We start from the raw sequence: 20,960 nt of genomic DNA on the forward strand, positions 1-20,960 counted from the left end.
CGGCTCCTCAGTCTGGATTCGGCGCGGGCTTCCATTCTCGCAGGTGCGCCGGAGCAGATGACGCACGCCTCAGAACAGGCTCGACGGCAGGGCTCCCTCGTGTTCGAGCAGCCAGCGCTTGGTCGCGAGTCCCTGCCCGCGGTCACCGCCGGAGTACCCGCCGAGGCCGTCGCCTGCGACCACCCGGTGGCAGGGCACGATGATCGGGACGGGATTCGCGCCCATGATCGCGCCGATCCCGCGGGCGGGGACGTCGGTCCCGCTGCGGGCGGCGAGCCCGCCGTACGTGATGGTCTCCCCCGAGGCGACGGTGTCGTGCAGCGCCAGGAGCACGGAGCGGGTGGTGTCGGTCTGCCGTCCGAGGTCGATGGGCAGGTCGAAGCGCGTCAGGGAGCCGTCGAAGTACGCGGCCAGCTGTGCGAGCGCTTCGCCGAGGAGCGGATCCTGCTCGGCATCCGCACCGTCCGGAGCAGTGGAACGCCACGCGACCCGGGTGATCGACGCGCCGTCGCTGACCACACCGAGCGTCCCCACCGGGGTCGGCAGCGTTCCGAAGGAGGGCATGCAGCGAGGTTATCGCGGGGTGCGGACACCGCCGTCACCGCACCGCGCGCGAGCCCAGCATCGAGAGCAGCTGCAGCTTCTCGTGGCTCTCGGATCCCGGAACCGCGGTGTAGACGAGGAGCGCGTGCGACTGGACGGGGTCGACCAGCGTCTGGCAGCTCAGCTCGAGCGCCCCGAGTTCGGGATGGACGAAGTTCTTCGTCTCGCGCGGGCGCAGTCCGATTTCCTGTCGCTCCCAGAGCGCGCGGAACTCGGCGCTGCGCTGCACGAGCAGATCGACGTAGTTTCCTGCTCGGGATTCGCGTCCGCGTATCGACTGCACTCCGCGGAGCCCCGACACCCACAGCCGCGAGAGGTATTCGTGGTCCTCCTGCGCATACAGCTCGCGCACGGTCGGGTCGACGAACCAGCGGAATCCGATGCTGCGCTCCGGGCCGGGACGGCTCATGGTGTCGCCGGTGAGCGCGATGCCCAGCGCGTTCTGGCGCAGCGTCTCACCGAGCTCGGTGACGATCTCGGCCGGAGTGTCCTCGAGTCGGTCGAAGATGCGCAGCATGCCGGGCGAGATGTGGTCGCTGTTCGCACCGCGCGCGGGCGGGCGGTGCCCGGCGAGGCGGAACAGATGATCGCGTTCGTCGACGGAGAGGTGGAGGCCCTGAGCGATCGAGGCGATCATCTGCTCCGACGGCACGGGGCCGGTTCCGCGTTCCAGCCGCGCGAAGTAGTCGGCCGACATGTGGCAGAGCGCCGCGACCTCTTCGCGCCGCAGCCCATCGGTGCGGCGACGGGAGCCGCGCGGCAGCCTGACGTCCTCCGGCTGGAGCACGGTGCGTCGATGGCGGAGGAAGTCCGCCAGGCCGTCACGGTCGATCGTCATGCGCTCTCCTCCTCCGCACTCGATCCTGGCATCTCCCCTGAGCCGTTATCCACTGATCGTCGAGTCCTGGATACGGTTCACGATCGGCCGCAGAGTGGACGCATGAACATCGACATCAGCATCCCCGACCTGCACGGACGCCGCGCCATCGTGACCGGCGGCAGCGACGGCATCGGCCTGAGGATCGCGACGCGCCTGGCTCGCGCCGGCGCCGAGCTCGTCCTTCCGGTGCGGAACATGCGCAAGGGCGAGGCGGCCGCCGACGGCATCCGCTCGCAGGTCCCGGATGCCGATATCACCCTGGCTTCGCTGGATCTGTCGTCGCTCGCATCCGTCGCCGCACTCGGCGAGGAGTTGAACAACGACGGACGGCCGATCCATCTGCTCATCAACAACGCCGGCGTCATGACCCCGCCGGAGCGGCAGACCACGGACGACGGCTTCGAGCTGCAGTTCGGCACGAATCACCTGGGGCATGTCGCGCTCATGGTGCACCTGCTGCCGCTGCTGACGGCGGGGAGCGCGCGCGTCACGTCGCAGATCAGCATCGCGGCCGACGAGCGCTCGATCAACTGGTCCGACCTGAACTGGGAGCGCTCGTACAACGGGATGCACGCGTACAGCCAGTCCAAGATCGCTTTCGGCCTGTTCGGGCTCGAGCTGGATCGACGCAGCGCGGCTGCGGGCTGGGGCATCACGAGCAACCTGTCGCATCCCGGGATCGCGCCGACGAGCCTGCTGTCCGCCCGGCCGGAGATTGGCCGCTCCGGCGACACCCTTGGTGTGCGTGTCATCCGCTGGCTGTCGGAGAGGGGACTGATCGTCGGGACCCCGGATTCCGCCTCGCTGCCCGCGCTCTACGCCGCGACAGCTCCGGATGCCGCGGGCCGACGCCTCTACGGCCCGAAGGGGATCGGGCACCTGGGCGGCGCACCGGCCGAGCAGAAACTGTACTCGCGACTGCGCAGCGAGGAGGAGGCCGCCCGGATCTGGCGGGTCTCCCTGGAGATGGCCGGGGTGACGTCCGCGTCGATCTGAGATGTCTCGAGCGACTACAGGCCCTGTCCGGCCTCCCACAGTCGTTCGGTCTGGCCGGCGAGCAGGGCGTCGAGCGAGCCGGCCTGTGCGTCGGTGAGCGACGCCACGTAGTCGATGATCCCGCGGCCGCGGGCGAGCCGGTCCCGGTCGGCATCCGTGCCCGCCCCACCCAGCCGACGATGATCCTCCCTGGCCAGCTCGACCAGGTCCACGAGTCGGCGAGGGGCACGGCGGGCGTCACGCGGGTCGTCGAGCCATGCGGCGAACCCGTCGACGAGTCGTTCCAGCACGCTGGCCTGGCCGCGCTGGTAGACGGTGAGGTCCGGGCGCTCGAGGATGAACCTCTCGTGCAGGAACTTCAGCACCGCGACTTCGTGCCACGCGCGACGGTCGAGGCTGACATGCCCTGAGCGGATGTCGGGGTGCCTGTGCACCTCGACGGAGGACTGCAGACGAGCGATCCAGGCCGTCGTGAATCCGGCCAGCGCGCGTTCGCTGGTGAGGGATCCGTCGAAGGGCTCGGCGAGCAGTCCCTCGATCACCTCGGTCTTGACCCTGGCCACTGCCTCACCGAACGCGTCTTCGTCGGCGATCCAGGCGTCCTTGCTCTTGAGCCGGCGCCAGAGCAGCTCGAGCGAATGCCCCGGCGTGCGGGTGTCGGCCGTCAGGACGTCGTCATCGAGGGTTCGGAGGCGGACGAGATCGCGATGCCAGTTGCGGAACTCCGCCGACAGCGTCGCCGCGTTGAGAAGCCCAGCCCGGTAGAAGTCATCGAGGTCGTGCAGCGAATACGCGATATCGTCCGAGATGTCCATGATCGAGCATTCGACGGTCTGCTGCCCTCGTTCGATCAAAGGGTAGGCGGACAGCGCCTCCCTGGCATCCGGTTCATCGATCGCGTAGAAGTTGAACTTGCTCGCGCCGCCGCGGCTGGGGCCGCCCTCGCCGCGCCGCCACGGGTACTTCAGCACCGCGGCGCGCACCGCGGCGGTGAGGTTGAGGCCGACGCCTGGTCGATCATGCTCGTCGAGGCGCGAGATGATGCGGTACGTCTGGGCGTTTCCCTCGAAGCCCTCCGTCAGGCCGAAGCGGCGGCGTGCCACCCGGTCGAGGGTCTGCTCACCGAGGTGTCCGAACGGCGGATGCCCGAGGTCGTGGGCTGCGGCGGCGGCCTGCACGACGACGGGATGCGCGCCGCCGAGGTCCTCCACGACGCGACCGGCGTCATCGGTGCGCGCAGAGAGATGACTCGCGATCGCCCGAGCGATGGCGGCGACCTTGATCGAGTGCGTGAGCCGGTTGTGCACTGCGAGCCCAGCGCCCGTCTGCGAGATCACCTGCGTGACGGCCGAGAGTCGCGAGTAGTAGGGCGAGAACCGGATGCGCTCCACGTCGACGCGGAACTGGGGGTGCCCCTCCGTCAGCTGGAACGCGTCGAGTGTCTCAGCGACCCGGCGCAGCTGGCGTGGATCATCCGTCGTCTGCGGCATAGGCCCAGTGTGGCACGGCGCGGCCGTGGTTCAGCCGAGCCGGACGGCCACCGCGACGCGCTCCTCGGCGGAGCGCTGCGCGGCATCGGCGAGGATCAGCGCGGCACGTCCGTCCTCGAACGTCGAGTTGTCCGATGCGCCGCCGCGCGCGAGCGCGATGAAGCTCGCCAACTCGGCGGCGTACGCCTCGGCGTAGCGCTGGAGGAAGAAGTCCTCGTACGGTGCTCTCGCATCGACTCGCGCCGCCGAGGAGTGGCTGACCAGGCTCGTCGAACGGTTCGTCACCTGCAGCGACCCTGCCGCGCCGAACGCCTCGATGCGCTGGTCGTATCCGACGGCGCTGTGGCGTGAGTTGATGATCGTGACCACCGCGCCGGACGCGGCTCTGAGCGTCACGACCGCCGTGTCGAAGTCGCCGTGTTCGCGCGCACCGGGATCGAACGTGTTCGTGCCCGTGGCCGAGACCTCGACGATGTCGGGCAGGAAGAACCGTGCCATGTCGAAATCGTGGATCGTCATGTCGCGGAAGATGCCGCCGGACACCGCGACGTAGTCGGCCGGCGGGGCCGCCGGGTCTCGGCTGATGATCGTGAGCTGTTCAAGAGCCCCGATCTCGCCGGCCGCGACGCGTGCGCGGACCTCGGCGAAGGCCGGGTCGAACCGCCGGTTGAAGCCGAGCGCGACGGGGACGCCGGCGGCCGCGACCGTCGATCGCAGCGACTCCACACGGGTGATGTCCAGGTCGATCGGCTTCTCGCACAGGACAGGGATGCCGCGGTCGACCGCCTTCTCGATGAGACCGACGTGCGTCGGTGTCGGAGAGGCGATGAGGACCGCGTCCACATCGTCCGCTGCGAAGATCTCATCCGCGTCGGCGGTGGAACGGCCCCCGAAACGCTCCACGACGTCGCGCGCACCATCGACGAACGGATCGGCGACCCACGACAGCGCGGCTCCGGGGTTCGCAGCGATGTTCGCGGCGTGGACCTGGCCGATCCGGCCGGTGCCGATCAGGCCGATGCGCAGAGGAAGGTCGATCACTGTGGGTTCCTTTTCATGGGTGGCAGGATGTGGTCACGCCCAGGCGCGCAGCGCCTCGCGGTTGATCCGCTGATCTGCGCTGCGCGCTCTGCGGAACGCATCGATGGCGATGTCAGGCGCGTTCAGGACGTCCTGTTCGACGATGATCCAGCCGTCGAAGCCGCGTTCGTCCATGGCGGACATCACGCGATCGAGTTCGAGATCGCCGTCGCCGAAAGCGACGAACGAGCCGGACATCCACACGTCGGACATGCCGCCGCCGGCCGCGAGCACGCGCTGCAGCTCGCGCCGATCGACGTCCTTGAGGTGCAGATGGTTGATGCGGTGGCCCCAGCGGGTGACGGCATCCACCGGATCGCCGCCCGCGATCAGCAGGTGCCCCGTGTCGAGCGTCAGATCCACGTCAGTTCCCGCGAGGAACCAATCGACCTCCTCGGGCGACTCGACGAACGTACCGGCGTGATGATGGAACGTGGGCTCGAACCCGGCCGATCGGATCATGCCTGCGGCGCGTTCGGTGTTTGCGATCAACCGTTCCCACGCGTCAACGCTCAGCGGGTCGACTTCCGCGCCGCGCCCCGGGTGAGCCCGACGCGCGAGCGACCCGTCGTCTGCGAGCGTGGGCAGCGGCAACCGATCGGGGCCCGCCGCCGCGGCATCCGAGAACACCCGGAGGGCATCTCGCAGGGAGGGCAGCGATGCCTCGAACCCCTCGGTGTCGGACAGAGGCAGCTGCACCCAGCCGCCGGCGAGCTCGAGGCCGTGAGTCGCCAGCCGCGCACGCAGTTGCGCACCCCGGCCGAGGAATCCGACGGGGCCGAGATCGACTCCGCCGTATCCCGCGTCGGCGAGCGATGTCAGCATCTCGTCCGCCGAGACCGTCGCCGCACCGTCGGGTGTCATCTCGAACACGCCGTAACTGACGGGAGCACCCGCCACCGTCGCCTTCATCGTGTCTCCGCCTCGTCGCCCAGCAGCGGTCGCTGCGCGAGCCGCTCGCTCTCATAGGCCGCCCTCGCACGAGCCGTGGATTCCAGGTTCGACACCTCGGGCACCGGGACATCCCACCAGCCCTCGCCGTCCGGTGCGTACAGCAGCGGGTCGCTCTCGATGTGGATGAACGTCGCCTTCTCGGATGCTTTCGCCGCGGCGACCGCCGCCTTGAGGTCGTCGATCGCTCCGGTGCCTGGCGCGACCTCGATGACGTCGAGTCCGTAGCTGCGGGCGTTCATGGCGAGATCGACCGGCAGTACGTCCCCGCCCTGGAAGTTGCGGGTGGCAGAGTCGTAGGCACGGTACGCGGTGCCGAAGCGCTCGGATCCGACTGTCTCGGAGAGGTGACCGATCGAGGCGTAGCCGTGGTTCTGCACGAGGATCACGATAATCTTGATGCCCTCCGCGACCGCGGTGACGAGCTCCGAGTTCAACATCAGGTACGAACCGTCGCCGACCATGATGACGACATCGCGATCGTCGCCGAGCGCCTCGAGCCCTCGCTTGACGCCCAGACCGCCGGCGATCTCGTAGCCCATGCACGAGAACGCGTACTCCACGTGATACCCGAGGGCGTCGCGCACGCGCCAGAGCTTGTGCAGGTCTCCGGGAAGGGAGCCCGCCGCCTGCACGATGACGTCCCGCGGTGCGGTGGCCGACTGCACCGCTCCGATGATCTCGGACTGGCCCGGCCTCGCGAGCCCGGTGGGTGCGAAGGCAGCGTCGACGACGGCATCCCATGCCTGCTTCTCATCGGCGATGCGCTCTGCCAGGGACGACGGGATCGACCAGCCTTCGAGGGCTGACTGCAGTGCGTCCAGCGCCTCACGAGCGTCGGCGATCACGGGGATCTGCGTGCCGTGCTTGTATGCGTCGAACGATGCAACGTTGATGTTGACGAATTGCACGCCCACGTTCTGGAAGGCGGTCCGGGACGCCGTGGTGAAGTCGCTGTAGCGCGTGCCGATCCCGATGACGAGGTCGGCCTCGGCCGCCAGGCGGTTCGCCGCCGCAGTGCCGGTGGCGCCGACGGCACCGACGTACTGCGGGTGATCCCAAGGAAGTGCTCCACCGCCGGCCTGCGTGGTGCCGACCGGGATGCCGGTGTCTTCGACGAACCGGCGCAGCACGTCCTCCGCGCCCGAATAGATGACGCCGCCGCCCGCGACGATGAACGGGCGCTCGGCGGAGCGGATCGCTGCGACCGCACGTGCGAGCGCAGCGCGCTCCGGAGCGGGGCGGCGGATGTGCCACTCGCGGTCCTGCAGGAAGGCCAGCGGGACGTCGATCGATTCGGCTTGCACGTCCTCCGGCAGGGCGATCGTGACGGCTCCGGTCTCGGCCGGATCCGTGAGCACGCGCATCGCAGCCAGCGCCGTGGAGAAGAGCTGTTCCGGCCGTTGCACACGGTCGAAGAACTTCGACAGCGGGCGGAAGGCGTCGTTGACCGTCAGACCCGTGTCCCATGGCTGCTCCAGTTGCTGCAGCACAGGGTCGGCGACACGTGTGGCGAATGTGTCGCTGGGCAGCAGCAGCGCCGGCAGACGGTTCGTCGTCGCGAGGGCGGCGCCGGTGAGCATGTTGGTGGCGCCCGGCCCGACGGATGCAGCGGAGGCGAACGTGGCTCGGCGCCGGTGGATGCGGGCGTATCCGACGGACTGATGCACCATCGCCTGCTCGTTGCGCGCCTGGTGGTACGGCATGAGATCCGGTTCGTGCACGTTCAGCTGCCGCAGCGCCTGGCCGATGCCTGCGACATTGCCGTGGCCGAAGATTCCGAAGATACCGGGAATCGTGCGCTCGCGGATCTCACCGTCCACGGTCCACTGATGCGCGAGGAACTCGATGAGCGCCTGGCTCACGGTCATGCGCTTCGATGCTGTCATCGCTTCGCTCCTTCGTCCGCGAACGGCAACCGCGGGTCGATGCCTTCGCCCGGCCATGATGCGCGTGTCCAGGCATGGGCCGGGTCGTCGGTGATCAGCCACGCACGTTCGGGATCGGGGCCTGCCATCACGTTGAGGTAGTAGAGATCGTAACCGGGTGCGGCCACGGCCGGGCCATGGTAGCCGTACGGGATCAGGGCGACGTCTCCGGTGCGCACCATCGCATCGATCTCGATCTCTCCCGCCGGCGAGGAGTATGCGCTGAACAGGCCGAAGGCCCGTTCAGCGGTGCCGCCGGTCGCGCCGCGGGTCGGCGCCGACTCGAAGTAGTAGATCTCCTCGAGGTCGGACTCCTCACCCGGTACGTGCTCGTCGTGCTTGTGCGGCGGGTAGGACGACCAGTTGGAGGCGGGGGTGATGACCTCGCACACGATCAGGCGATCGGCGTCCAGCGATGCGGGAGTTCCGAAGTTGTGCACTTCCCTGCTCGCGGCGCCGCCACCGCGCAGTTCGGCGGGGACGCCATCCGCGAGGATGTGCTGCAGCGGTTTCACGACGTCCGTGGGCGCGGATGCCAGAGCGAACCGCCCGGGGCCGGTGATCACGGCCCGCGTGCGAACCGGGAGATAGAGCACATCGGTGGAACCGGCGAACACGGACGCGCGGCCGGCGAGGACGGTCGTCCGAGTCCCGGCCCCTGTGTCGTGCGCGACGGCGAACGAGCCGGCGAGCGGGACGATCAGCTGCTCGATCGGCCCCACCGGCAGATCGATCGTCTGGCCGTCGACGAGTTCAGCGATGCGGATGCCGGTGTGCTGCCACCCCGGCATCCGATCGTCGACGATGCTCTCCCAGCCCTCGCCCGCGAGCTCGCCGCGGCGATGGAACCACCGTGAGGACGTGCCGACAGACATCAGTTGTTCCGCGGGAAGCCGAGGTTGATCCCGCCGTGGTCGCCGGACTCCCGCCTGGCCGGGTCGATCCATCGCGCGGTGACGGCCTTCTCCCTCGTGAAGAACTCGAAGCCGTGCACGCCGTACGCCTTCGCATCTCCGAACAGCGACTTCTTCCAGCCGCCGAAGGAGTGATACGCCACCGGGACCGGAATGGGCACGTTGATGCCGATCATGCCGACGTGCACCTCGTGCTGGAAGCGGCGGGCGGCGCCGCCGTCGTTGGTGAAGATGGCAGTACCGTTGCCGAACTGCCCGGAATTGATCAACGCCAGGCCCTCGTCGTAGGAGGCCACACGGACGATCGACAGCACAGGACCGAAGATCTCCTCGGTGTAGGCGCGGCTGTCGGTGGGGACGCGGTCGAGGAGCGTCGGCCCGAAGAAGAAGCCGTCCTCGCGCCCGTCCACGCGGAAGTCGCGACCGTCGACGACGACGGCTGCACCATCGGCTTCGGCGATGGCGACGTACTGCGCGACCTTGTCGCGGTGGACGCCGGAGATGAGCGGCCCCATGTCCGGTTCGACGCCGTCGACGCCCGCACCATCGCCGACGCGCAGTCGGCCGATGCGCTCACGGATCCTGACGATGAGATCGTCGGCGATCGGGTCGACGGCGAGCACCACCGACACGGCCATGCAGCGTTCGCCCGCCGCACCGTATCCGGCGTTGATCGCGGAATCCGCGACCAGATCCAGATCCGCGTCCGGCAGCACGAGCATGTGATTCTTCGCGCCGCCCAGCGCCTGCACGCGCTTGCCGTATCGCGAAGCGGTCTCGTAGATGTACTGGGCGATCGGCGTCGACCCGACGAAACTGATCGACTCCACAATCGGAGAGGTGAGCAGGCCGTCGACAGCGGCCTTGTCGCCCTGCAGCACCGTGAACACACCATCCGGAAGGCCCGCTTCCTGCCAGAGCGCCGCCATCCACAGCGCCGCAGAGGGATCCTTCTCGCTGGGCTTGAGGATCACCGCATTGCCTGCGGCGATGGCGATCGGGAAGAACCACATCGGCACCATCGCGGGGAAGTTGAACGGGCTGATGATGCCCACCACGCCCAGCGGCTGCTTGAGCGAGTACACGTCGACACCCGTCGAGACGGACTCGGAGTAGGCGCCCTTGATGAGGCTCGGGAAGCCGCACGCCAGCTCGACGACTTCCTGACCGCGCAGGATCTCGCCGAGCGCGTCGGAGACCACCTTGCCGTGCTCGGAGGTGATGATCGCGGCCAGTTCGCGCTTGCGAACGTTCAGCAGCTCGCGGAAGGAGAACAGCACGGCCTGGCGCTTCGCGGCGGAGTAGGACGACCACACACGGAATCCGCGCTCAGCAGACGCGATCGCCTGGGCGATCTCGTCTTCGTCCGCCAGCGCGACGTGCGCGGTGATCTCTCCCGTCGCCGGGTTGAAGACGGGTGCCGTGCGTCCGCTCGCTGATGGACGCTCGGCGCCGTCGATCCAATGCGAGATGGATCGTGCGACGACGGGGGCGGCTGGCTTCGCCGCGGTCTCGGCAACGCTCATGAGGGGCTCCTTCATCGAGGGATCAGAGATGCTGGTGGACGAGACGGGCCGCGGTGTCGACCGCTCCCGCCACGTCGTCATCCGGCGGATAGAGCAAGGTGCGGCCGACCGTCAGCCCGCGCACCCCTGGGAGCGCGAGGGCCTCCTGCCAGGAGGAGAATGTCTCATCCTGGTCATCGCCGCCGTCGCCGCCCAGCAGCAGCGTCGGCAGCGTCGTGGCTGCCATCACCCTTTCCATCTCCGGGACGACGGGCAGCTTCATCCAGGTGTACGCGCTGCTGCCGCCGATGCCGGCGGCGATCGCGACGGAGAGCACGACCGCCTCCGGCGTCAGATCGTTGACGATGCGCCCGTCGGCCCAGCGGCTCATGAACGGCTCGAGCATGATCGGCAGCCGGGCCGAGGCCGCCTGCGAGACCGCCCGTGCCGTGGACTCCATCGTGCGCACGGTCGACGGGTCCTCGAGGTTCAATCGAAGGAGCACCTTGGCGAAGTCGATGCCGGCTGCACTCATCGACGACACGTCGAAGCCGGTGAAGCGGTCGTCCATCTCGAATGTCGAGGCACGCAGACCGCCACGGTTCATCGACCCCACGAGCACCTTGTCGTCGAGCAGTCCGAGAAGCGCGAGGTCGTCGAGGATATCGGGTGTGCCGAGCACGCCGTCGACGCCCGGATGGTTCAGAGCGATCGCGAGGCGCTCCAGCAGCTGTCCGCGATCGGCCATGGCATCCGACCGTTCGCCGACGCCGAGAGCGCCGCGAGCGGGGTGATCGGCGGCGATGATGAAGAGGCGGCCGTCACCGCGCACGAGCGGACGTCGCGATCGCGTGGAATAGGCCGCGGCGACGGACTGAGGGTCCTCGGCGCGGCGACGGCGCAGTTCGGTGAGGTCCAGAGCTGGCGACGTCATCTCAGGCATCCGATCCGAGCGCGTCGTCGACCTCGGCGGTCGTCGGCATCGCCGTTGAGCATTCCCGGCGCGAGGCGACGATGGCTCCGGCGGCGTTCGCGAAGCGCAGCGTGTGTTCGAGGCCCCATCCCGAGAGCAGCCCGTGGCAGAGCGCTCCGCCGAAGGCGTCACCGGCACCGAGGCCATTGACGACGTCGACATGGTGCGGTGGCACCTCGACCTCTTCATCGCGGGTCTTGGCGAACACTCCCTTCGGCCCCTGCTTGACGATCGCGAGCTCGGCTCCGCGCTCCAGAAGCGCATCGGCCGCTGCGCGCGGGTCCGTCTCGCCGACGGCGACTTCGCACTCCTCGCGGTTTCCCACGACGACCGTCACCTGCTCCAGCAGGGGGCGGATATGCGCGGATGCTTCCGCAGCGGATGTCCAGAACATCGGACGGTAGTCGAGGTCGAGTACCGTGTGCCGACGACCGGCACGTGCCTCCAGTGCGGCGTGATGCGCCGCACGGCTGGGTTCCTGGCTGAGCCCGGTGACGGTCAGCCAGAGCACCTCGGCCGCGCGGACGGCATCCAGATCCAGTTGCGCGGTGTCCACGTTCAGGTCCGGTGCCTTCGGCGCCCGATAGAAGTAGAGCGGGAAGTCGTCCGGCGGGAAGATCTCGCAGAAGGTGATCGGCGTCGGAAGCTCGGGGTCTGTGGCTACGAAGTCGTTCGATACACCCAGGCGGCCGAGCTCTCGAAGAAGGTACCGCCCGAACGGATCATCACCGACCCTCGACACCAGCCCAGCCCGATGCCCATGACGAGCCGCTGCCACAGTCACGTTGGCAGCGCTTCCACCCAGATACTTGCCGAACGTCGAGACGTCCTCGAGACCGACGCCGTCCTGCAGCGGGTAGAGGTCCACACCGAGCCGCCCCATCGCGAGCACTTCAGGTGCCGAGATCATTGCCATGTCCTAACAATAACACATACAGATGTTTTGGCTTTAGACTGTGAGGAAGATATGTAGCATTGGCGACACGGAAGCGACGACGCATGGGAAGAGGAACGATGGCCGGCGATGAGACCTACTGGCCGGCTGAACTGTTCGCCGATCTGGACAGAACGGGGCCGGTGCCCTTGTACTACCAGGTATCGACGCGCCTGGAGAATGCCATCCAGTCCGGAACGATTCCCGCTGGCGCCCGCCTCGAGAACGAGATCGCCATCGCGCAGAAGCTCGGTCTGTCCCGGCCCACGATCCGCCGTGCCATTCAGGAACTCGTGGACAAGGGACTGCTCGTGCGCCGACGAGGAATCGGGACGCAGGTCGTCCAGGGCCAGGCGGTGACACGCCAGGTCGAGCTCACCAGTCTCTACGAGGATCTCGCCAGCACGCATCACACTCCGGGAACCCGGGTGCTCGCGCACGAGATCGTCCCTGCGACGGACGCGGTCGCCGCCGGCCTCGGCGTCGAACCCGGCACGGACGTCGTCTACATCCGACGACAGCGCTCGACCGACGGGATCCCGGTCGCCGTGCTCGAGAACTACCTGCCTGCCGACTTCGCCGACATCACGACGGAGCTGCTCGAGACGCGGGGCCTCTACCAGGTGCTGCGGGCGCGAGGTGTGGCGATCCGGGTCGCCAAGCAGAAGATCGGCGCTCGCCGCGCCGCCGGAGACGAGAACACTCTTCTCGACATCGACAAGGGCGGACCCGTGCTCACGGTCGAGCGCATCGCGTTCGACGATTCCGGCCGAGCCTTCGAGTACGGCCTGCACTGCTACCGACCCGACATGTACAGCTTCGAGACCACGCTCGTCGCGAAGTGACATCTGCTCACGCGCGCACGCTTTCCGTGCGCAGCGTGAGCGTCACCCGCCCTGGCGCGCGTCCCGTGAGATAGACACGGTCACCGTCCGCGGCATCCGTCGCTCCGAGGAACGCGTAGTCCTCCCCCGGCCGGTATCGCCCTGGCCCGTCAGACCGATAATCCGCGTCGGCCTCGAAGACGATCCTGCTGTCGCCGCAGCGGTATGCGCCGGAGCCCGCAGTGAGAACGGCGGTCCCGTCGCCCTGCCGATCGACGTCTTCGAAGACGCCGCCGCGGAACGCGAGCTCGAGTGCCCAGGCGCAGTCCGGCCCGTCGAACGCTATGGACACCGACGCACCGTCGTCCGTCGCCACCACGTCGACGTCGGTCCGCAGCGTCACCTCATCGGCGACGCGGTCCGCGAACGACATCGACCCGTAGAAACGGCCGTCGTCGGTCAGCGCGTACTCCCCTGAACTGTTCCTTCCCGCGGGTTCCATCGGCTGGTAGTAGTTCGCGGACACGGTCTCACTCAGGCGATATCGGCGGGCGCCATCGACGCGATCCGTCGTGACCCGATCAGTACGGAACGGCCCGAGTCCGAAGAAGTCTCTCGAGAGTCGCATCGAATCGAGCACGGCGGCGCCCGCGAAGAGCCGGAGGAACGTCGGATTCGTCGACAGTCCCGACCGAACGCGCCGGAAGCGCGGGTAGTCGGAGCCGCCGAAGACCACGATTCGCCGTCGCGGGTTCGTGTCGATCGACAGCCCGCTTTGGGCCCAGTCCCCCGCAAGCTCGGGCTCGATCGCCTCGGGAAGTCGTTCGCCGATGCGCGGATCGAGCAGGAGATCGACCAGCAGAGATGCCGGATGCACGATGCCCTGCCCCCGCGCGCGCTCGGCAGCCCACGCGAAATCGCCGCGCCCGAGCTCGATCGCGTAGCGCCGGTACATGGCCAGGTACGGCGACAGGACGAAGCGAGAGAGCTGATCCTGACGGCGCGAATGCACCGTCTCCACCGTGCCGTCCGGGTGGATGAGCCCCAGCGTGCTCTCCAGGTTGCGGATCACCGCGGCTCGCGCCTCCGCGTGCTCGAACACGTCGGCGATCGCGGTCAGCGACGGATTGGAGACGAATGCGGCGTAGTTCGCGCTGCGCTCGGAGTAGACCCCGTCGGCCGTGACGTCGATGCCCTCGGCGAGCCATTCGACCGCCCGCGCCGCCAGCGCTTCCGACGGGCGACGACGGTGCAGCCGCGCCAAGGCGGCGGTGATCTCCCAGCGGTGGTTGGGGGTGTGGACGCCTCCGATGAGCAGCGCGGGTTCCACGGCATCCGCGATCACGTCGAGTTCGGCAGCGAGGGCCGAGGCACCGGTGATCGTCGCGGCATCCGCGCTGCCGTTCAGCAGATGGAGCGTGTCGCACAGGTCGTTGACGGTGAACGCCGAATCCGGCGGGGAGTCGACGTTGTCACCGCCGATGAACAACCCGCCGGTTCCCTGCCTGCGGCGCAGCTCGGCGATGCTGCCCGCGGCCGCCTCGATGAGCCGCGGATCGCGCGCCCTCGACGACAGCGGCCACAGGCACGCTGCGACGAACAGCTTGGCGCGATCCATCAGCTGCCGGTGCGTGGGATCTGCGCCGAGGCCGCCGGCGAGCGCGCGATCGACCTCGGCATCCACGGCGTCGCGCAACTCCTGCGCGAAGACGGTGTCCACCGCCATGTCAGTCCTTCAGGCCGGAGTTGATGTCGGCGTTCATGATCTGCCGTTGGAAGATCGCGAACAGGATCACCATCGGAATCAGCGAGATCACGGATGCCGACAGCAGCACCGACCAGTCGACGTTGTCCGCGCCGACGATCGAGCGCAGGGCGACCTGGAGCGTGTACTGCGACGGATCGCGCAGCACGATCAGCGGCCAGATGTAGTCGTTCCATCGCCACTGGAAGGAGAAGATCGCGAGGACGACCGCGATCGGCTTCGCCAGCGGCAGCATGATCCGCCAGAAGGCGCCGAACTCGCTGACGCCGTCGATGCGCGCCGCTTCCAGCAGTTCATCCGGGATCGTCTTGAAGTACTGCCGGAACATGAAGATGCCGGTCGCGGTGATGATCGACGGCACGATGATGCCGGCCAGGGTGTTGTACAGACCGAGGTCGCGCACGACCGCGAACGAGCTCGGCATGATCACCTCGGTGGGGAGCATGGTCGTCGCGAGGATGCAGATGAAGAACGCCTTCAGCCACCAGGAGTGATACTTCGCGAACGCGTAGCCGGTCATGGCGCTGACGGCAACAGTGAGCGCGGTCGTCACGACGGCGACGATCGAGGTGTTCAAGAAGTAGCGGGCGAAATCGAAGCGACTCCACGCCGTCACGTATCCGCTCACCGTCCAGTTCTCGGGGAACAGGGTGAGCGGGAGGCTGAAGAGTTCGGACCCCGGCTTGAAGGAGCTGAGGAGGAACCAGGCGACGGGGATGAGGAAGCCCAGCGCCAGGAGCCAGAGCACCACCGTGCTGGTGATGCCGTGTCGTTTCGCTTTCATGCGAGATCGTTCCTCTTGTCGAAGCGCAGCTGGATGATCGCGATGATGATGAGGATCACCATCAAAACCATGGACGCCGCGCTGGCGTAGCCGACATCGGCACGTTCGAATCCGGTGCGGTAGATGTACTGGACCATGAACATGTTCGACGTCCCAGGCCCTCCGCCGTTCAGCGCCTGCACCATGGCGAACTCCTTCATCGACCCGATGGTCGTCAGCAGGATCACCATGAACGAGGTCGGGCGCAGCAGCGGCAGCACGATGCGGTAGAACCGCTGCCACCCGTTGGCGCCGTCGAGTTGAGCGGCCTCGAGGTAGGACTGCGGAATGTTCCGGATCGCCGCGATGAACAGCAGCATGTTGAATGCGGTCCCGCCCCATGTGCTGACGACGAGGATCAGCCCGAGCGCGAGGGTCGGGTCGGTCTCCCAGTTCAGGCCGTTGCCGCCGAACGCCTCGATCAGGAAGTTGACCATGCCGAAGTTCTCACCGAACAGCCACTTCCAGATGACACCCGCGACGATCGGCGAGATCAGCCACGGGAGGAAGAAGATGATGCGCGCGACCGACTTGCCCTTGGCGAGCGTGCTCGTCAGCAGGACGGCGATGCCGAGTGCCGCGACGAAGTGCAGCGGCACCGAAAGCAGGGTGTACAGGAAAGTGCGACCGAGGACGGCATAGAAATCGGGGTCCTGTGCGAGTTCGACGTAGTTGTCCGCACCGATGAACTCCGGCGTCCCTACGCCGGAGTAGTCCGTGAAGGAGTACCACAGGCCCAGTGCACCCGGCCAGACGAAGAAGAGCGCGAACAGCACCACCGCGATCGCGATGAAGGTGAGCGGGGCCACGATGAACGTCGTGGAGCGCCGCCCTGGGCGACGAACGCGTCGCGTTCGCCGCCCAGGTGCGATGAGCGCAGAGGTCTCGGCGCTGCGCCCATCGACGGTCTTGGTGGTGGACACGGTCACTCCAGAGCGCCCAGCTGGTCGCTGAACTGCGCGTTGATGTTGTCGATCGTGGCGGTCACGTCCTGCTCGCCGTTGAGGTACTTGACGGTCTCGTCACGTACCGGGTCGCCTTCCGTGGTCACTCCCTGAGCGCCGTACTGCAGTTCCATCGCCTTGATGTCGCCGACGATGGCCGGGGATGCTGCGATGTCCTGGTTGTAGATCTCGAACGCATCGGCGTGCGCCGCGTACTCGATGTCCAGCCCATCGACCGCCGGGATGAACGACGACGTCTCCGAGAGCTCGGTGTAGTTCTCCGGCTCGTACAGCCACTCGATGAAATCGTGCGCCGCTTCCTGCTGAGGCCCCTCGAACACGACGATCGACGCGGCGTTGCCGTAATTCGTCGCCCGCTCCTTCTCCGTCGGCATGTAGACGGATGCCCACTCGAAGTCGGCGATGTTGACCGCGAAGTCGGCGATCTGCCAGGAGCCCGAAACGTACGACACGACGTCGCCGCTCTTGAACAGCGCGTTGCCGTCGGCATCCGACAGCCAGACCGAGCGCGGCATGAACGAGTCGTCGTTCAGGCCGTTGAAGAACTCCAGAGCGCGCGTGGTGTCGTCGTTCGTGCTGAACTCGCCGTCGTCGTCCGGCTGGAAGTAGTCCGAGCCGAACTCGTACATCAGCGCCTTCAGGCGGTGCGAGGACTTGTCCATCACCATTCCGTAGCTGGTGCCGGTCGCCGCCTGCACCTGCTTGACCGCTGCCACGTACTCGTCCCAGGTCCAGATGTCGTCCTCGGTGGTCGGATACGCCACGCCGGCCTCGTCGAAGAGGGTCTTGTTGATGAAGAGACCGACCGCGGTGATGTCCGACGGGAGCGAGATGACCTTGTCTCCGTCCCAGTCGCTCAGCTCGGTGCGGATCTCACTGCCCTCGGTGATGTCGGTCAGGTCGGCCGTTGCGCCCCGCCACACCGGATCGACGGCGCCGACCCTGGCGATGGCCGGGAGATCGTTCGCCTGCGCGGAGTTGCGGAGCTTGGTGGCGAGGTCGTCATTGGCGATGTCGACGATCTCGACCTGGACTCCGGTCTCCTCCTCGTACTTCTCGGCCATGTGGGCGTATCCACCGCCCTGGTTCGCGTCTCCCGAGAGGAAGAATTGGATCGGCTCATCCGAAGAGCCGGCATCCGTCGAGTTGCTGCAGCCCGCGAGCGCGACGGCAGTCGCGGCCACAGCAGCGAGGGCGATGGCGGACCGCAGGGGTGTCTTTCCTGAACGCTTCATTGTGGTTCCTTCCGCCCGGAGGTCCGGGCCAACGTCATCGTCGAGTTCACTAACGTTTCGGGTGCTGTGGAAGCGCCTGATGCAACAGGGTTCGGCAACCGGCGCTGATATGATGTTAGGACATTATTGCAAAGTTGACAACGACTGGTGGGAGAGCGTTCTCCAACAGTCCTCGATCCCGCTCTCTGACGAGGAGACCATGGACATCTCGACCACTCGCTCTGGGTCCGGATCCCTGCCTGCACGCGCGCGGTTGCACTCGGATGCGCCGCATCAATCTCTCGCCGGCATCTGGCGCTTCCGGGTCTCGCCGACCCTGCGCAGCGCACCGGACGACTGGCGCACGGCCGATACGGAGGACTGGGGAGACATCGAGGTCCCCGCGCACTGGAATCTGCAGGGATACGGCTCGCCCGCGTACTCCAACGTGCAGATGCCGTTCCCCGTCGATCCCCCGTTCCCCCCGGACGCGAATCCGATCGGCGACTACCGGTTGGAGTTCGCGGCGTCGGGCGATGTGCTGACGCACGCGGAGCAGTGGCTGCGATTCGACGGCATCGAATCGGCCGCCGAGGTCTGGCTGAACGATGTCCTGCTCGGCACGACCCGCGGAAGCCGGCTGACGCACGAGTTCGATGTCACCGGCATCCTGACAGCGGAGGCGAACAGGCTGGCGATCCGGGTGGCGCAGTTCAGCGACGCCACCTACCTCGAGAACCAGGACATGTGGTGGCTTCCGGGGATCTTCCGCGACGTCGCTCTGCTCGCCCGGCCGGCCGGCGGCATCCGCGACGTCTTCGCACGCGCCGACTTCGACCCGCTGTCGGGGACGGGCTCGGTGATGCTGGAAGTGGATGCCGCATCCGACGCCCGCCTGAGCATCCCCGAGCTGGGTATCGACCGGGCAGTGTCCGAGATCATCCCTGTCGGCGCCGTCCAACCGTGGTCGGCCGAACAGCCGCGCCTCTATGACGCCGTCCTCGCGACCGAGTCCGAATCGGTGACGCTGCGCCTGGGGTTCCGTCGGGTGGAGGTGCGCGACGCCGAACTGCATGTGAACGGAATGCCGATCATGCTGCGCGGCGTCAACCGTCACGAGCACCGCGCGCGTCACGGCCGCGTGTTCGACCACGACGCAGCCCGTGAAGAGCTGCTGCTGATGAAACGGCACAACATCAACTCGGTGCGCACCTCCCACTACCCTCCGCACCCCGAGGTGCTCGATCTGTTCGACGAGCTCGGGTTCTGGATCATCGACGAGTGCGATCTCGAGACGCACGGATTCGAGCACGTCGGATGGCGGCGCAACCCGAGCGCGGATCCGATCTGGAGAGACGCGTTCCTCGACCGGATCGAACGAACCGTCCGTCGCGACCAGAATCATGCCAGCGTCATCATGTGGTCCCTGGGCAATGAGGCGCACGTCGGCGAGAACCTCGAGGCCATGGCCCGCTGGGCGAAGGCCGCCGACCCGAGCCGGTTGATCCACTACGAAGGCGACAGGGAGAGCCGTTACGTCGACGTCTACTCTCGCATGTACGCCCCGCACGCCGAGGTCCGCGAGATCGGCGAAGAGACGCTCAGGCCTGCACCCCCGGAAGCGACGGCGTCGGAGCTGCACCGCCGCACGCTGCCCTTCCTCCAGTGCGAATTCGCGCATGCAATGGGCACCGGACCCGGCGGCCTGCAGGAGTACTGGGACCTCTTCGAGGAGTACCCGCGGCTGGCGGGCGGGTTCGTGTGGGAATGGATCGAGCACGGCATCGCCGTCGACGGTCCGAACGGCACGAGCCGGATCCTGTACGGCGGCGACTTCGGTGAGATCGTCCACGACGGCAACTTCGTGATCGACGGGCTCGTGGATGCCGAGCGCAACCCGCGGCCGGGATTGCTGCACTATGCCGCCGTGATAGCCCCGGTGGCGATCACCGTCAATGCGGCGCGGCGAACGGTGCAGATCGAGAACAGGTACGACGTCCTCGGCCTCGATCACGTTCTGTTGCGCTTCTCTCGTGTCATCGACGGCGACGTGCGAGCCTCCGGCGTACTGGAGGTCGCCGCCTGCCCGGCCAGGACGAGTGTCACCATCGATCTGCCCGATGAGTGCCGGACGGATGAGGCCTCCCTCGTCGCAGACGTCATCACCGTCGAGGCGGTGACGCGAGCGGATTCCTCCTGGTCTGCCGCAGGCCACGTGCTCGCGAGCGGCCAGGATGTGCGAGCCGGGCGACCGACGAGTGTCGCGCCGAGGACGGCCGCGTCGAGCGCGGACCGGGTGGGACCCGCACATTTCGATCCGCACACGGGGCGGCTGACCCGGCTCGGCGCGTTGGAGCTCAGCGGTCCGACGGTCGGACTCTGGCGCGCTCCGACGGACAACGACCGCGACCTCGGCGATGACGAACCCGATCTCCCGTCGTATGCGGACCGCTGGCGCGGGGCCGGCATCGACCGCCTCATGACGCGAGTACAGGATGTCGGTGTCGCGGGGCCAGCGCTCATCGTGCGCACCCGGACGGGCACGCCGATCCTGGACAGCGCCGTCGATACGCGGTTCTCGTGGACCGACGCCGGCGACGCCGTGCGGCTGGACGCGCAGATCGAACCGAACAGGACGTGGACGACCGAGTGGGCGAGGCTGGGCCTCGATTTCATCCTCGACGCTGCCCCACTGGGCGCGGAGATCGCCGGATACGGCCCGATGCCGAGTTACCCGGATCTGCGCTCGGGCGCGCGGTTCGGGTGGTGGAGCATCACGGCTGATGACCTCACGGTCGACAATGTGCGTCCGCAGGAGAGCGGGTCGCGCATGGGGGTGCGTGAGGCTCGGATCCGGACCACCCTGGGCATCCTGCACGTGTCGACGCTCGATCAGCCGTTCGCCCTGACGGTGTCCAGGCACAGCCGCGAGGCCCTGGCCTCCACCGCGCACAACTGGGAGCTTCCGGACGAAGGTCGCACGTTCGTGTCGATCGACCTCGCCCAGTCGGGTGTCGGCACCGCCACCTGCGGCCCTGGCGTGCTGCCCCGCTACCGATTGCCCGCGCAGGCCGGGGCCCTCTCCCTCCTGCTCCGTCACGAACCCCTCTGATGT

General features: G+C 67.7%; 17 protein-coding genes. 3 read left to right on the forward strand and 14 right to left on the reverse strand.

Annotated elements, in window-relative coordinates; genetic code table 11:
• Positions 1 to 69 precede the first annotated feature (69 nt).
• On the reverse strand, positions 70 to 564 hold the full coding sequence (locus ACI7YT_RS15265) for a methylated-DNA--[protein]-cysteine S-methyltransferase (protein WP_406246615.1): 495 nt from the start codon (positions 562 to 564) through the stop codon (positions 70 to 72).
• Between the two features lie 34 nt (positions 565 to 598).
• On the reverse strand, positions 599 to 1,441 hold the full coding sequence (locus ACI7YT_RS15270) for a helix-turn-helix transcriptional regulator (RefSeq protein ID WP_406246617.1): 843 nt from the start codon (positions 1,439 to 1,441) through the stop codon (positions 599 to 601).
• A gap of 102 nt (positions 1,442 to 1,543) precedes the next feature.
• Between ACI7YT_RS15270 and ACI7YT_RS15275 the strand changes: the two genes are divergently transcribed.
• Complete coding sequence (locus tag ACI7YT_RS15275; RefSeq protein ID WP_406246619.1) at positions 1,544 to 2,479, forward strand: SDR family oxidoreductase; 936 nt, start codon at positions 1,544 to 1,546, stop codon at positions 2,477 to 2,479.
• Between the two features lie 14 nt (positions 2,480 to 2,493).
• On the opposite strand, the gene ACI7YT_RS15280 is transcribed toward ACI7YT_RS15275, so the two are convergent.
• From ACI7YT_RS15280 to iolC, 8 genes are read right to left on the reverse strand one after another with little or no spacing between them, the layout of a single operon-like run.
• Positions 2,494 to 3,969 carry a deoxyguanosinetriphosphate triphosphohydrolase family protein gene (locus ACI7YT_RS15280; protein ID WP_406246620.1) on the reverse strand — a complete coding sequence of 492 codons (1,476 nt, stop codon included), beginning with the start codon at positions 3,967 to 3,969 and terminating at the stop codon, positions 2,494 to 2,496.
• 30 nt (positions 3,970 to 3,999) lie between these two features.
• Complete coding sequence (gene iolG / locus ACI7YT_RS15285; RefSeq protein WP_406246622.1) at positions 4,000 to 5,010, reverse strand: inositol 2-dehydrogenase; 1,011 nt, start codon at positions 5,008 to 5,010, stop codon at positions 4,000 to 4,002.
• Positions 5,011 to 5,043: 33 nt separating this feature from the next.
• A complete protein-coding gene (locus ACI7YT_RS15290; RefSeq protein ID WP_406246624.1) occupies positions 5,044 to 5,961 on the reverse strand; it encodes a TIM barrel protein in 918 nt (305 codons plus the stop codon).
• Complete coding sequence (gene iolD, locus ACI7YT_RS15295) at positions 5,958 to 7,889, reverse strand: 3D-(3,5/4)-trihydroxycyclohexane-1,2-dione acylhydrolase (decyclizing) (RefSeq protein WP_406246626.1); 1,932 nt, start codon at positions 7,887 to 7,889, stop codon at positions 5,958 to 5,960. Before iolD ends, ACI7YT_RS15290 begins: the two co-directional genes overlap by 4 nt.
• On the reverse strand, positions 7,886 to 8,803 hold the full coding sequence (gene iolB / locus ACI7YT_RS15300) for a 5-deoxy-glucuronate isomerase (RefSeq protein WP_406246627.1): 918 nt from the start codon (positions 8,801 to 8,803) through the stop codon (positions 7,886 to 7,888). Before iolB ends, iolD begins: the two co-directional genes overlap by 4 nt.
• Positions 8,803 to 10,368, reverse strand: a complete 1,566-nt coding sequence (locus ACI7YT_RS15305) for a CoA-acylating methylmalonate-semialdehyde dehydrogenase (protein WP_406246628.1) — start codon at positions 10,366 to 10,368, stop codon at positions 8,803 to 8,805. The genes iolB and ACI7YT_RS15305 overlap by 1 nt, the downstream gene beginning before the upstream one ends.
• Before the next feature lie 22 nt (positions 10,369 to 10,390).
• A complete protein-coding gene (locus ACI7YT_RS15310; RefSeq protein ID WP_406246629.1) occupies positions 10,391 to 11,290 on the reverse strand; it encodes a hypothetical protein in 900 nt (299 codons plus the stop codon).
• Positions 11,283 to 12,230 (reverse strand): 5-dehydro-2-deoxygluconokinase, encoded by a 948-nt coding sequence (gene iolC / locus ACI7YT_RS15315; protein ID WP_406250594.1) that lies wholly within the window; start codon positions 12,228 to 12,230, stop codon positions 11,283 to 11,285. Before iolC ends, ACI7YT_RS15310 begins: the two co-directional genes overlap by 8 nt.
• Positions 12,231 to 12,334: 104 nt before the next feature.
• On the opposite strand from iolC, the gene ACI7YT_RS15320 reads away from it, so the two are divergent.
• A complete protein-coding gene (locus tag ACI7YT_RS15320; RefSeq protein ID WP_406250596.1) occupies positions 12,335 to 13,099 on the forward strand; it encodes a GntR family transcriptional regulator in 765 nt (254 codons plus the stop codon).
• Positions 13,100 to 13,106: 7 nt separating this feature from the next.
• Here ACI7YT_RS15320 and ACI7YT_RS15325 read toward each other — a convergent pair whose 3' ends face one another.
• From ACI7YT_RS15325 to ACI7YT_RS15340, 4 genes are read right to left on the reverse strand one after another with little or no spacing between them, the layout of a single operon-like run.
• Positions 13,107 to 14,804, reverse strand: coding sequence for a hypothetical protein (locus tag ACI7YT_RS15325; RefSeq protein ID WP_406246631.1), 1,698 nt, complete (start codon positions 14,802 to 14,804; stop codon positions 13,107 to 13,109).
• A gap of 1 nt (position 14,805) precedes the next feature.
• Positions 14,806 to 15,627, reverse strand: a complete 822-nt coding sequence (locus tag ACI7YT_RS15330; protein WP_406246632.1) for a carbohydrate ABC transporter permease — start codon at positions 15,625 to 15,627, stop codon at positions 14,806 to 14,808.
• Positions 15,624 to 16,589 carry a carbohydrate ABC transporter permease gene (locus tag ACI7YT_RS15335; RefSeq protein ID WP_406246634.1) on the reverse strand — a complete coding sequence of 322 codons (966 nt, stop codon included), beginning with the start codon at positions 16,587 to 16,589 and terminating at the stop codon, positions 15,624 to 15,626. Before ACI7YT_RS15335 ends, ACI7YT_RS15330 begins: the two co-directional genes overlap by 4 nt.
• A 2-nt stretch (positions 16,590 to 16,591) precedes the next feature.
• Entirely contained in the window at positions 16,592 to 17,866 is a 1,275-nt protein-coding gene (locus ACI7YT_RS15340) for an ABC transporter substrate-binding protein (RefSeq protein WP_406246636.1), read from the reverse strand.
• 199 nt (positions 17,867 to 18,065) lie between these two features.
• Here ACI7YT_RS15340 and ACI7YT_RS15345 point away from each other — a divergent pair, with 199 nt between their 5' ends.
• Positions 18,066 to 20,957: a glycoside hydrolase family 2 TIM barrel-domain containing protein gene (locus tag ACI7YT_RS15345; protein WP_406246637.1), complete on the forward strand. Its 2,892-nt coding sequence runs from the start codon at positions 18,066 to 18,068 to the stop codon at positions 20,955 to 20,957.
• Positions 20,958 to 20,960: the final 3 nt, after the last annotated feature.

Source organism: Microbacterium sp. M (assembly GCF_045181065.1).
Classification (GTDB): Bacteria; Actinomycetota; Actinomycetes; order Actinomycetales; family Microbacteriaceae; genus Microbacterium.